The organism is Herbaspirillum sp. Her2, assembly GCF_057961375.1.
Genome location: NZ_CM176331.1, coordinates 1,111,737 through 1,125,032 on the forward strand (window position 1 = coordinate 1,111,737; position 13,296 = coordinate 1,125,032).

12 protein-coding genes are annotated in these 13,296 nt (G+C 62.2%); 10 read left to right on the forward strand and 2 right to left on the reverse strand.

Annotation, left to right across the window (positions count from 1 at the left end; translation table 11 throughout):
* The first annotated feature begins 56 nt into the window (after positions 1–56).
* The 9 genes from bamB to ACWHXP_RS05155 all read left to right on the forward strand — a co-directional run bounded on the left by bamB (position 57) and on the right by ACWHXP_RS05155 (position 9,843).
* Complete coding sequence (gene bamB / locus ACWHXP_RS05115; RefSeq protein ID WP_489634350.1) at positions 57–1,256, forward strand: outer membrane protein assembly factor BamB; 1,200 nt, start codon at positions 57–59, stop codon at positions 1,254–1,256.
* Between the two features lie 26 nt (positions 1,257–1,282).
* The gene (gene der, locus ACWHXP_RS05120; protein ID WP_039785362.1) at positions 1,283–2,626 is read left to right on the forward strand and encodes a ribosome biogenesis GTPase Der; all 1,344 of its coding nucleotides are present in this window, start codon (positions 1,283–1,285) and stop codon (positions 2,624–2,626) included.
* 139 nt (positions 2,627–2,765) lie between these two features.
* The gene (gene hfq / locus ACWHXP_RS05125) at positions 2,766–3,005 is read left to right on the forward strand and encodes an RNA chaperone Hfq (protein ID WP_006463311.1); all 240 of its coding nucleotides are present in this window, start codon (positions 2,766–2,768) and stop codon (positions 3,003–3,005) included.
* Between the two features lie 39 nt (positions 3,006–3,044).
* Positions 3,045–4,169, forward strand: a complete 1,125-nt coding sequence (gene hflX, locus ACWHXP_RS05130) for a GTPase HflX (protein ID WP_121041887.1) — start codon at positions 3,045–3,047, stop codon at positions 4,167–4,169.
* 89 nt (positions 4,170–4,258) lie between these two features.
* A complete protein-coding gene (gene hflK / locus ACWHXP_RS05135) occupies positions 4,259–5,617 on the forward strand; it encodes an FtsH protease activity modulator HflK (RefSeq protein ID WP_121041885.1) in 1,359 nt (452 codons plus the stop codon).
* The gene (hflC, locus tag ACWHXP_RS05140; RefSeq protein WP_134222767.1) at positions 5,617–6,510 is read left to right on the forward strand and encodes a protease modulator HflC; all 894 of its coding nucleotides are present in this window, start codon (positions 5,617–5,619) and stop codon (positions 6,508–6,510) included. Before hflK ends, hflC begins: the two co-directional genes overlap by 1 nt.
* A 271-nt stretch (positions 6,511–6,781) precedes the next feature.
* The gene (locus ACWHXP_RS05145) at positions 6,782–7,942 is read left to right on the forward strand and encodes an ATP phosphoribosyltransferase regulatory subunit (protein WP_489634349.1); all 1,161 of its coding nucleotides are present in this window, start codon (positions 6,782–6,784) and stop codon (positions 7,940–7,942) included.
* A gap of 3 nt (positions 7,943–7,945) precedes the next feature.
* Entirely contained in the window at positions 7,946–9,259 is a 1,314-nt protein-coding gene (locus ACWHXP_RS05150) for an adenylosuccinate synthase (protein WP_088753376.1), read from the forward strand.
* A 53-nt stretch (positions 9,260–9,312) separates the two neighbouring features.
* Positions 9,313–9,843, forward strand: coding sequence for a phosphoribosyltransferase (locus tag ACWHXP_RS05155; RefSeq protein ID WP_034332511.1), 531 nt, complete (start codon positions 9,313–9,315; stop codon positions 9,841–9,843).
* A 96-nt stretch (positions 9,844–9,939) separates the two neighbouring features.
* Here the strand turns inward: ACWHXP_RS05155 and ACWHXP_RS05160 are convergent, their stop codons facing one another.
* Positions 9,940–11,037, reverse strand: a complete 1,098-nt coding sequence (locus ACWHXP_RS05160) for an SDR family oxidoreductase (protein ID WP_489634348.1) — start codon at positions 11,035–11,037, stop codon at positions 9,940–9,942.
* 15 nt (positions 11,038–11,052) lie between these two features.
* Positions 11,053–12,234, reverse strand: coding sequence for an MFS transporter (locus ACWHXP_RS05165; protein WP_489634347.1), 1,182 nt, complete (start codon positions 12,232–12,234; stop codon positions 11,053–11,055).
* A gap of 144 nt (positions 12,235–12,378) precedes the next feature.
* Between ACWHXP_RS05165 and ACWHXP_RS05170 the strand changes: the two genes are divergently transcribed.
* Entirely contained in the window at positions 12,379–13,260 is an 882-nt protein-coding gene (locus ACWHXP_RS05170) for a LysR substrate-binding domain-containing protein (protein ID WP_489634346.1), read from the forward strand.
* The last annotated feature ends 36 nt before the right edge of the window (positions 13,261–13,296 follow it).

Consider the following 13,296-nt stretch of genomic DNA (forward strand, 5'->3'; position numbering starts at 1 on the left):
CCGAATTGAATCGCAATCCCACCGCGAATCCATCCATCGCTTAGAGGAAACAGAATATGCGTAGTGTGACAGCCACTGCTGCCAAGGCAACATCCTTTGCTCGATCCCGTAGCGCCTGCAAGCTGGCGCTGAATGTGGCCGCCATGGCGGCTGTGGTGGCCTTGTCCGGCTGCTCGCTGTTCTCCAGCAAGAAAGATCCGAATCCGCCGGCCCCGCTGGTCGAATTCACCCAGAAGATGCGCGCCCAGGCTGCGTGGACGGTATCGGTCGGCAAGGCCAGCAGCTACCAGTTCAGCCCGGCTTTCGCCGCCGGCAGCGTGTTTGCCGCCGCCAATGATGGCACCGTGGTGCGCATCAACGCCCAGAATGGCCAGACCCTGTGGCGCAGCCGTGCCGAAGGCAACCTGACGGCTGGTGTCGGCAGCGATGGCAGCACCGTGGTGGTGGTGGCCGAGAAGGGCCGTATCCAGGCCTTCGATGCCGCCTCCGGCAAGCCGACCTGGAGCGCTCAGGCACCCAGCGAAGTACTGTCGGCTCCGGCCGTGGGCGAGGGCCTGGTGGTCATTCGCAGCATCGACAACCGCGTGACCGCGTATGATGCCGACAATGGCAGCCAGCGCTGGATGGTCCAGCGCAACGTGCCGTCGCTGACCCTGCGCAATGCGCCGGGCATCGTGATCGGTTCGCAGACCGCCTTCGTGGCCCTGCCGGGTGGCCGTCTGTCGGCCCTGGCACTGAACAACGGCGGTCCGCGCTGGGAAGTGCCGGTGGGCGATCCGCGCGGTACCACCGAACTGGAACGCATCTCCGACGTGTCGGGCGTGCCGGCGCTGGGTTCGCGTGATATCTGTGCGGTGTCGTACCAGGGGCGTATCGGTTGCTTCGATTTGCTCAACGGCAATGTGCGCTGGATCAAGGAGTTTTCCAGCGATGTCGGCGTCAATCTGGATGACGCCTACGTCTATGCGGCCGATGTCAATGGTGCCGTCACCGAGTTCGCACGCGATACCGGTGCCGTCATCTGGCGCAACGACCGCCTGAAGAATCGCCAGCTGTCCAGCCCGATCGCAGTGGGCAAGGCGGTGGCGGTGGCTGACTTCCAGGGTTATATTCACTTCCTGTCGCGGGAAGATGGTGCCTTCGTGGCCCGTCTGGCTACCGACGGCAGTGCTGTCCAGGCGCCTCCGGTTTCGACCGGCTCGTCTGTCGTTTTCCAAACCAAATCAGGAACCGTGGTCTCCGTCGTCGCTGAATAAGTGACGAACGACCCCCAAGAAAAGAAATGAAACCGGTAATTGCACTTGTAGGCCGTCCCAACGTCGGCAAATCGACGTTGTTCAACAGGCTCACCCGCAGCCGCGATGCGCTGGTGGCGGACCTGCCCGGCCTGACGCGCGATCGTCACTACGGCGAAGGCCGGGTCGGCGAACGTCCGTTCCTGGTGATCGATACCGGTGGCTTCGAACCCGTCGCCAAGGACGGGATCATGTATGAGATGGCCAAGCAGACCAAGCAGGCGGTGGTCGAGGCCGACATCGTGGTGTTCATCGTCGACGGCCGCCAGGGATTGACGCCGCACGACAAGACCATCACCGACTTCCTGCGCAAGTGCGGCCGTTCCGTGCTGCTGGTGGTCAACAAGTCCGAAGGCATGAAGTACACCTCGGTCACCGCCGACTTCTATGAGCTGGGCATGGGCGATCCTTACGTGATCTCCGCTGCCCACGGTGATGGCGTGGCCGACCTGGTGGAAGAAGCCCTGGATCAGGTCGACGCCCAGCGCGCCCAGGAGCCCGAAGCCGAGGAACCGGCCGTGCGCGGCACCAAGATCGCCATCGTCGGCCGTCCCAACGTGGGCAAGTCGACTTTGGTCAATACCCTGCTGGGCGAAGAGCGCGTGATCGCCTTCGACATGCCGGGCACGACCCGTGATTCCATCGAGATTCCCTTCGAACGCGAAGGGCGTCATTACACCCTGATCGACACCGCCGGTATTCGCCGCCGTGGCAAGGTCTTCGAGGCCATCGAGAAGTTTTCCGTGGTCAAGACCCTGAAATCGATTTCGGACGCCAACGTCGTGCTGCTGCTGCTGGATGCGCAGCAGGATATTTCCGAGCAGGATGCCCACATCGCCGGTTTCGTGCTGGAGTCTGGCAGGGCGCTGGTGGTCGGTGTGAACAAATGGGATGGCATGGAAAGCGACCAGCGCAACCAGATCAAGATGGATCTGGAGCGCAAACTGAATTTCCTTTCCTTCGCCAAGTTCCACTTCATTTCAGCCCTGAAGTCGACCGGCATCGGTCCGCTGATGAAGTCCATCGACTCGGCCTATGCTGCCGCCATGGCCAAGCTGAGCACCCCGCGCCTCACGCGCGCACTGGAAGAGGCACTGGAACACCAGCAACCGCGCCGCAAGGGTTCGATCCGCCCCAAGCTGCGCTATGCTCACCAGGGTGGCCAGAATCCGCCGGTGGTGGTGATCCACGGCAATGCACTGGAAGCCATCGACGACAACTACAAACGTTATCTGGAAAAGCACTTCAGGGAAACTTTCTCTCTGGTGGGCACTCCACTGCGTATCGAGTTCAGGTCGGGCAAGAATCCTTTCATCCGGCAGGAAAAATAATCGTAAATCCTGCTATTCGATCAATGTTTTTGGCGTTGGAGCCAAAATCGTTTAAATTGAATAGCATAAAGTTGGTCAAGCACTTGATTTTCCTTGAAGTGCCTCCAAGTCCTAATCACAACAACACCGTGGAGCTGCCATGAGCAACAAAGGGCAATTGTTACAAGACCCATTCCTGAACGCATTGAGAAAAGAGCACGTTCCCGTCTCTATCTATCTGGTCAACGGCATCAAGCTGCAAGGCCATGTGGAGTCTTTCGATCAATACGTGGTCCTGCTGCGCAACACCGTTACGCAAATGGTTTACAAACACGCCATCTCTACCGTCGTGCCTGCACGTGCGGTCAACCTCAGTCTCGAATCCTCGTCCGACGAATAATGGTCTACCTGGCCGGCTTGACGCCGTGGGCATTTTGACATGCGTGCCGCGTTAGTCGGCTTGGACTTCGGCAAGAACGATTTCGCCGCTAGTCTGGATGAGCTCTTCCTCTTGGCAAAATCGGCTGGTGCGGAACCGGTGATCACCATCACCGGCCGCCGTGCCAGTCCGGATGCCGCTCTCTTCGTTGGTACCGGCAAGGCACAAGAAGTCGCTGACGCCGTCGCCGACCTCCAGCTCGAACTGGTCATTTTCAATCACGCTCTTTCACCGGCCCAGCAACGTAACCTGGAGCGGGTGCTGAAGGTGCGTGTGCTCGACCGTACCAGCCTGATCCTCGACATCTTCGCCCAACGGGCCAAGAGTCACGAGGGCAAGGTGCAGGTCGAACTGGCCCAGCTGCAGCACCTGGCTACCCGCCTCATTCGCGGTTGGACCCACCTGGAGCGGCAAAAGGGCGGTATCGGCCTGCGCGGTCCCGGTGAAACCCAGCTGGAAACCGACCGCCGCCTGCTGGGCGAGCGCGTCAAGGCCTTGCGCGCGGTGCTGGCCAAGCTGCGCCGGCAGCACGCCACGCAGCGCCGAGCGCGCGGACGCAGTGAAACCTTCTCGGTCTCGCTGGTGGGTTATACCAACGCCGGCAAGTCGACCATCTTCAACTCGCTGGCCAAGGCCGGCGTGTATGCCGCCAACCAGCTTTTCGCCACACTGGACACGACTTCCCGTCGCGTCTACCTGGGCGAGGTCGGGCATGTGGTGATCTCGGACACCGTGGGTTTCATCCGCGAACTGCCTCACCAGCTGGTCGAGGCATTCCGGGCCACCCTGGAAGAGACCATCCACGCCGACTTGCTGCTGCATGTGGTGGATGCTGCCAGCCCGGTGCGCATGGAACAGATCGAGCAGGTCAACCTGGTCTTGAAGGAAATCGGTGCCGACCACGTGCCGCAGATCCTGGTCTGGAACAAGATCGACGCCGCCGGTCTGGAACCGACGGTCGAGTATGACGAGTATGGTAAAATCCAGCGGGTTTTCGTCAGTGCCAAGTCTGGTGCTGGCCTGGATCTGCTGCGCGAAGCGATCGCCGCTTCGCTCAAGGCCGCCTTGGAGGCCAGGGGTCGCAGCCGTTCCCAGCCAGTCGATTCCGAAGACATGCACGCTTGAGCCGTTCGAGGGGACGGTTCGTTGCACGTTCCTGGCGCGCATTCCTCCTAGATTCTCTTAATCCATCACTTCAGCCGGAACGCAAACGCATGCTTGTGTCTTTATTCAGGAAAATCGGTGTCAAGTTTTCGTTGAACGACCCCCAATGGGGACGTGGTTCGCAAAACGACAACCGCGAGAATCAGAATAACGGAAGTAACGGCGACAAACGGCCCGAAAAACCGTCCGGCAACAACGACGGCCCGCCCGACCTCGACCAGCTCTGGCGCGACTTCAACCAGCGCATCGCCGGCCTGTTGGGCCGCAAGGGCGGTGGCGGTTCCGACGGCGGCAACGGTGGCGGCGGCTTCAATCGTGGCGACGTCAAGGGCGCCGGCATCGGCGTGGGCGTGATCGCCGTGATCGTGGCTTTCCTCTGGCTGGCCAGCGGCTTCTTCATCGTGCAGGAAGGCCAGACTGCCGTGGTCACCACCTTCGGCCGCTACAGCCACACCACGCTGCCAGGCTTCAACTGGCGCTGGCCGTATCCCATCCAGGGCCACGAGATCGTCAACATGTCGCAGGTCCGTACCGCCGAAATCGGCTACCGCGGCAACGTGCGCAACAAGCAGCTCAAGGAATCCCTGATGCTGACCGATGATGAAAACATCATCGACATCCAGTTTGCCGTCCAGTACAAGCTCAAGAATGCCGCCGAATGGCTGTTCAACAACCGTGACCCGGATGATTCCGTGCGCCAGGTTGCCGAAACGGCCATCCGTGAAATCGTCGGCCGCAGCAAGATGGACTTCGTCCTCTACGAAGGCCGTGAAAAGGTGGCGCTCGACGTGAGCCAGCGCATGCAGCAGATCCTGGATCGCTACAAGTCCGGCGTGCAGATCACCAACGTCACCATGCAGGGCGTGCAACCGCCTGAACAGGTGCAAGCCGCCTTCGACGACGCCGTCAAGGCCGGCCAGGACCGTGAGCGCCTCAAGAACGAAGGCCAGGCCTATGCCAACGACGTGATTCCGCGCGCCTCCGGTGCCGCCTCGCGCCTGCTGGAAGAAGCCGAAGCCTACCGCTCCCGCGTGACCGCCAACGCCGAAGGTGATGCCTCGCGCTTCACCCAGGTGCAGGAAGCCTATGCCAAGGCCCCGGCCGTCACCCGCGACCGCATGTACCTGGAAACCATGCAGCAGATCTTCGCCAATACCACCAAGGTCATGGTCGATGCCAAGAATGGTAGCAACCTGCTGTACCTGCCGCTGGACAAGCTGATCCAGCAAAGTGCCGGCGACGCGGCCCCGGCCAGCGGCAAGGCCCCGGCATCGTCGACCGTACAGCCCTCGGCGGGCGCGGCGTCCACCACTTCGACTGCAGGAAACGACACTGTGTATTCTTCCGAGCTGATGCGAGATTCGAGAAACCGCGATCCCCGTGATGCGCGTGATAGGGAGGTGCGCTGATGGGCCGCCTCGTCACTTCCGTCATCGTCGCCGTCGTGGCGATCTGGCTGGCTTCGTCCACCATCTTCGTGGTCGACCAGCGTTCCTCGGCCATCGTCTTTGCCCTGGGTGAAGTCAAGCAGGTCATCAGCGAACCCGGCCTGCACTTCAAGCTGCCGCCGCCGTTCCAGAATGTGATGTACCTGGACAAGCGCATCCAGACCCTGGATACCCCTGACGCCGACCGCTTCATCACCGCCGAAAAGATGAACGTGCTGGTGGATGCCTACGTCAAGTGGCGCATCGTCGATCCGCGCCTGTATTTCGTCAGCTTTGGTGCCGATGAGCGCCGCACGCAAGATCGCCTGTCGCAGATCGTCAAGGCGGCGCTGAATGATGAAATTACCAAGCGCACCGTGCGCGAAGTGATTTCCAGCCAGCGCAACAACGTCATGGATGCCATCCAGGCCCGCGTGGCCAATGAAGCCAAGCAGATCGGCGTGGAAGTCATCGATGTGCGCCTGCGCCGTGTGGACTACGTGGACCAGATCAACAACTCGGTGTTCGAACGCATGAAGTCTGAGCGCGTGCGGGTTGCCAATGAGCTGCGCTCCACCGGTGCTGCCGAATCCGAAAAGATCCGCGCCGACGCCGATCGCCAGCGCGTGGTGATCCTGGCCGAAGCCTATCGCGAATCCGAAAAGATCCGTGGTGCCGGCGACGCCAAGGCATCCCAGATCTACGCACAGGCCTTCGGCCAGAACCCGGACTTCTACAAGTTCTATCGCAGCCTCGAAGCCTACCGTGCCAGCTTCAAGAACCGTCATGATGTGATGGTGGTGGATCCGAGCTCGGAGTTCTTCAAGTACTTCAAGGGAGTCGGCGGCGGCAATACCAGCGCTGCGAAGAAGTAAAAATCTGCTTATCAGGCGATAATGTGAACAGTTCTGCGCCGCTGCGTATTTCCGGCGGGCAGGGCAAACCGGATGGATGCCGCTGGTAAAGGGCATCTTTCCTTTTTTGGTCGGACACAATGTGCCAGGGTGCAATTTTCCCGGTGTGCAAGAAGAGGGGCGGCAGGCATTCCCGGACCGCCCCGATTGTTCGTCTGGGCGGCTGCTTCTGATCTGGCTGTCCGAACCACGCAAGTACGCAAACCGTTTTTTTCTGCTTTGACTTTTGTTTATGCCTAACTGGCTTCTTCCCGAAAACATCGCCGATGTCTTGCCCTCCGAAGCGCGCAAGATCGAGGAACTGCGCCGGCGCCTGCTCGACAATTTCCGCCTCTATGGCTATGAAATGGTCATGCCGCCGCTGCTGGAATACCTCGAATCGCTGCTCACCGGTGCCGGCCAGGATACCGACCTGCGCACCTTCAAGCTGGTCGACCAGCTCTCCGGCCGCACCCTGGGCGTACGCGCCGACATGACCACGCAAGTGGCGCGCATCGACGCCCACCTGCTCAATCGCGCCTCGGTCACGCGCCTGTGCTATGCCGGCAGCGTCCTGCATACGCGCCCGACGGGCTTGCACGCTACCCGCGAACCGATCCAGATCGGTGCCGAGATCTATGGCCACGCCGGTATCGAAGCCGACGCCGAGATCCAGGAACTGGCCCTCAATTCGCTGGCCCTGGCCGGCATGCGCACCATCCGCCTGGACCTGTGCCACGTCGGCGTGCTGCGCGCCATCATTGCCAACGATGCCGGTGCCAAGCGTGATGAAGCCCAGCTCTTCGGCCTGCTGCAGGCCAAGGATGTGCCGGGCTTGAAGGAAATCACCGCCTCCTATCAGGAAGGCACGCGCGCAGCCTTGCTGGCGCTCCCCAACCTGTACGGCGACATTTCCGTCATCGCGCGCGCGCGCATCACCTTGCCGGCGCTGCCGGGCATCGGCCAGGCGCTCGACGAGCTGCAGGCCCTGGTGGAACTGGCGGCCGGCCATGAAGGGGCGGCTGTCACCATCGATCTGGCCGACCTGCGCGGCTATCATTACCACAGCGGCGTGATGTTCTCAGCCTATGTGCCGGGCCTGCCCAATGCGGTGGTGCGCGGCGGCCGCTACGACCATGTGGGTGAAGCTTTTGGCCGTGCGCGGCCGGCCACCGGCTTCTCCCTGGACCTGCGTGAACTGGCACGACTGATGCCGGGCGCAGAACGAAAACGCGCCATCCTCGCCCCTTGGGGCAGGGACGCCGGTCTGCGTGAGAAAATAGCGCAATTGCGGCAAGCGGGAGAGATCGTGATCCAAAGCCTTCCCGGCCACGAACACGATCAGGACGAATTCGATTGCGATCGCGCACTCGATTTCAGCAATGGAAACTGGATTATCAAAAACTTGGGTTGAGTCATGTTACAGAACAGCAATGCAAAGAATGTCGTCGTCATCGGTACGCAATGGGGCGACGAAGGTAAGGGCAAGATCGTCGATTGGCTGACCGATCACGCCCAGGGCGTGGTGCGTTTCCAGGGCGGCCACAATGCCGGCCACACGCTGGTCATCGGCGGCAAGAAGACTGCGCTGCAACTGATTCCCTCGGGCATCATGCGCGAAGGCGTGGCTTGCTACATCGGTAACGGCGTGGTGCTGTCGGTGCCCGACCTGCTGCGCGAAATCGACAAGCTCGAAGCCGCCGGCGTGGAAGTCTGCTCGCGCCTGAAGGTGTCGGACGCCTGTCCGCTGATCCTGCCGTATCACGTGGCGCTGGACGTGGCGCGTGAAGCGGCCCGTGGCGTGGACAAGATCGGCACCACCGGCAAGGGCATCGGCCCGGCCTACGAAGACAAGGTGGCCCGTCGCGCCATCCGCGTGGCTGACCTGCTGAACGAAAAGCGCTTTGCCGAAAAGCTGCTGGCCAACCTGGACTACCACAACTTCGTGCTGACCCACTACCTGAAGACCCAGCCGGTGGACTACCAGAAGACCCTGGACGATGCCCTGGCCAACGTGCCGCGCATCAAGCCCATGGTCACCGACGTCTCCAGCGACCTGTACGCCATCCACAAGGCCGGCGGCAAGATCCTGTTCGAAGGCGCGCAAGGCAGCCTGCTGGACGTGGACCATGGCACCTATCCGTTCGTCACCTCCAGCAACTGCGTGGCCGGCAATGCCGCCGCCGGTGCGGGCGTGGGTCCGGGCATGCTGCACTACATCATGGGCATCACCAAGGCCTACACCACCCGCGTCGGTTCGGGCCCGTTCCCGGCTGAACTGCCGACGGACGCCGGCACCGGCAAGCACCTGGCGTCGGTCGGTCATGAATTCGGTACCGTGACCGGCCGTGCGCGCCGTTGCGGCTGGTTCGATGCTGCGCTGCTGAAGCGCTCGGTGCAGATCAATGGCGTCTCCGGCATGTGCCTGACCAAGCTGGACGTGCTCGATGGCCTGGAGTCGCTGAAGCTGTGCACCGGCTACAAGCTCAACGGCAAGACCGTGGACATCTTCCCGGTCGGCGCTGAAGAAGCCGCTGCCTGCGAGCCGATCTACGAAGAAATGCCCGGCTGGTCCGAGACCACCGTCGGCGCCAAGACGCTGGACGCTCTGCCGGCCAACGCCCGCGCTTACATCAAGCGCATCGAGGAACTGGTGGGCGTGCCCATCGACATGATCTCCACCGGCCCGGACCGCGAAGAGACCATCGTCCTGCGCCATCCGTTCAAGTAATTCACCACGCAATCGCCCGCAAGGGCACAAGGCACTACGAAGCAATCAACAATATGAAGATCTCTGACGACAAAGACCTCTGGGTCTCCTGGGACGACTACAACCGCCTGATCGAACGACTGGCATTGAAGGTCTACGAATCCGGCTACCAGTTCGACCAGGTGCTGTGCCTGGCGCGCGGCGGCCTGCGCCCGGGTGACGTGATGTCGCGCATTTTCGATGTCCCGCTGGCCATTCTCTCGACCAGCTCCTACCGGGAAGCGGCCGGCACCATCCGCAGCTCCCTGGACATCGCCAAGTACATCACCATCACCAAGGGAACCCTGGGTGGCCGCATCCTGCTGGTGGACGACCTGGTTGATTCCGGCGTCACCCTGCAGAAGGTGATGGTCCACCTGAAGGAGCATTACCCGTCCGTCACCGAGATCAAGAGTGCCGTCCTTTGGTGGAAGGCCTGCTCGGTCGTGGAACCCGATTTCCACATCGACTACCTGCCGACCAATCCCTGGATTCACCAGCCGTTCGAAGAATATGACGGCCTGGGCCCGCATCAGCTGGCGGCCTGGATCAAGAAGGGTGCCTGATCGTTCGCTTTGGTTTGATTGAAGCTGATGTCAGACGTGAAAAGAGCTTGCCGCGGCAAGCTCTTTTTTTCGTCTGTTGATGACCGGTGCAACGCTTCAGGACCACGGAATGATCTTGCGTTCCTTGAAGGTATCGAAGAGTTGATAGAACATCTGCTCCGTCTCCACATACTCGTGAAAGCCCAGGCGCCGGGCCTTGCTGCCATCGCCGAACATGTCGTAGTCCCACGAGAACACGAAGTCGGCAAATTCCCATGCCGACAGTGAAGCATAAGGATGCTGCTTCAAGCCATGTGCTGTGACGATCCTTTCCCACAACGGCGCCTTGTCCGCCATTACCTCGGCCAGTTTCAGCGGCAGCGGCGTGCCCACTTCCATGCCGAAATAACGGGCGATCTTCGGCCACATCTCGCTCCAGCGGAACAGGTCGCCATTGCCGATGTTGAAGGCCTGGTTGGCAGCCGCTTCGGTGGTGGCGGCCCAAACGGTGCCCTTGGCCAGCAGGCGGGCATCGGTCATTTCGACCAGCTTGTCGTAAGCCCCCGGTTTGGCGGGAAAGCGCAGCGGCAGCCCCAGCGCCTTGCTCATGCAGGCATACAGCGCGATGGCCAGCGCCAGGTTCATCGGGTTGCCCAGGGCCGCGCCGCCCACGACCGCCGGACGCGGTGCCGACCAGCTCCAGCAGCGGCCTGACTCGACGCGCCGCTGTTCCAGCCAGCGCTGCTGGTCGAACATGAACTCGGGCGGCATGAACTGCGCATCGCTTTCACGCGCCGGCGTCTTGAAGGGGCCAAGATGACCGCCATAGACTTTGTAGCCCTGCATCAGGCTGATATGGCGCAAGCCGGGCGCGTGGGCTTCCACCGTCTGCACCGTGTTCTGCAGCATGGCCAGGTTGGGGGCCACCAGTTCGCTCCAGCTGGGGCGATGCTGATAGGCTGCATAGAACACGTGGGTGACCTGTTCCAGCGGGGCCAGCTGGCGTCTGGCATCGCTGGCATCGAGCAGATCCACGGAAACGTGGCGCAGTCGTTCCTGCTTGCGGTGCTCGCCACCCCGGCGCGACAGGCCGATCACCTCCCACTGCGGCAGGGACAGCAGGTGTTCGATCAGCTGGCTGCCGATCACGCCGTGGGCGCCCACTACCAGGGCGGTCTGGCGCTGCGGCGGGGAAGTGCTTGGGGTCTGGGTCATGGCGGGCTCCGTCAATCAGATGGGGGTAGTCCGTTCGGTACGGGTCAGCGCGGCCGGTCGTGCATCCATCTTCCAGCTCACCAGGGCCACGGCAATCCCTGCCAGCGGCAGCAGCGCCGCCACGTAAGGCACCGCATGCAGGCCCGGCCCATGATCGATGGTCACGCCACCCAGCCAGGCACCCGCAGCATTGCCCAGGTTGAAGGCCGCGATATTGGCCGAGGAGGCCAGGTTGGGCGCACCGGTCGCCTTTTCCAGCACGCGCATTTGCAGTGGCGGCACGGTGGCGAAGGCCGCCATGCCCATCAGGCCCACGCCGATGATGGCGGCGATCTTGTTTTCATTGGTGAGCCCGAACAGCACCAATACCACCGCCAGCAGCACCAGGCTGCCCAGCAGGGTGGCCATGAGCTTGCGGTCGGCCAGCTTGCCGCCGGCCAGGTTGCCGATCACCAGTCCCAGGCCGAACAGCAGCAGGATGGGCGAGACCGCCGAGGCCGGGAAACCGCTGATGTCAGTCAGGATCGGGGCGATGTAGGTGAAGGCCGCGAACACGCCGCCAAAGCCCAACACCGTCATCAACAGCCCCAGCATGACCTGCGGACGCATGAGCACGCGCACTTCCTTGCCGAAGTCAGCTTCTTCACCGCCTTGCGAGCGCGGCACCAGCACGGCGGTCGCAGCCAGCGCGATCACGCCGATGACGGTGACGGCCCAGAAGGTGGCGCGCCAGCCATAGATCTGACCCAGCCAGGTGCCGAAGGGCACGCCCAGCACGTTGGCCACCGTCAGGCCGGTAAACATCAGGGCGATGGCCGAGGCCTGCTTCTCCTTGGGGACCAGGCTGGTGGCCACCACCGAGCCGACACCGAAGAAGGCGCCATGGGCGAAGGAGGCCACCACGCGCCCGATCATCAGCGTGGCATAGCCCGGCGCGATGGCACAGGCCAGGTTGCCGATGACGAAAACCACCATCAAGGCGATCAGCAAGGTCTTGCGCGGCAGGCGTCCGGTGGTGGCCGTGACCAGCGGGGCGCCCACGAACACGCCCAGCGCATAACCGGTCACCAGCAGACCGGTCGAAGAGAGGCTCACGCTCAGGTTGGTCGCTACTTCCGGCAGCAGGCCCATGATGACGAACTCGGTAGTCCCGATGGCGAATGCGCTGATGGTCAGCGCCCAAAGTGCAATTGGCATGGCAATCCTTCCAGAATGAGGAGTAATGAGGGTTTCCGGCTGCCGAACCCGAAATAGAGTCGCAGCGATGTGAAGGATTGTGCGCGCAGTCTTTGTTGAGAAAAATGCCGTTACAATCAAAGAATATTTGATCCGGAGTCAACAATGAGCATTCAGTCCGAGGAATTGCGCAACTTCGTCGCGGTCGTGGAGGCCGGCACGCTCTCGGCTGCGGCCGAAGTGCTGGAGCAGACCACGTCCGGGGTGAGCCGCGCGCTGTCGCGGCTGGAGGAGAAGCTGGGCGCGAGCCTGCTGACCCGCACCACGCGCCGTATGGAGCTGACCGAAGAGGGCGAAGCCTTCCTCGAGCAGGCGCGCGCCATTCTGGCCGCCATGGAGCAGGCCGAAGACACGGTGCGCATGCGCACGCGCAAGCCGGTCGGGAAGTTGCGCGTGGATGCGGCCGTGCCTTTCATGCTGCACTGTGTGGTGCCGCATGTGGGCGCTTTCCGCGCCGCCTATCCGGAGATCGAACTGGAGCTGACCACCAATGACCGCTTCATCGACCTGGTGGAGCAGCGCGCCGACATCGCCATCCGCATCGGCGAGCTGCAGGATTCCACCCTGCATGCGCGGCCGCTGAGTTCAGCGCGCCTGAACATCGTCGCCAGTCCCGATTACCTGGCCCGCTCCGGCGCGCCGGAGTCGGTAGAAGCGCTGGAGCAGCATCAGCTGATCGGTTTTTCTCAGCCCGACAGCCTCAATCACTGGCCGCTGCGCCACACTGCGGGAGACCGCTATCAGGTGCGTCCGGCGATTCGCGCCTCGAGCGGCGAGACCATTCGTCACCTGGCGCTGCAGGGGCAGGGCATTGCCTGCCTGTCCGACTTCATGACCGCGGCCGACCTGGCGGCAGGCCGCCTGGTGCGCCTGCTGGATCATTACGATAGCGGCTTCCGCCAAAAGATCTCGGCGGTGTACTACCACAACACCCAGCTATCGCGCCGGATCAGCTGTTTTCTGGATTTTTTGCAATGCAAGCTGTAAATCGGAAACGTTTTGCCGTTATTCCAGTCTGAGCGC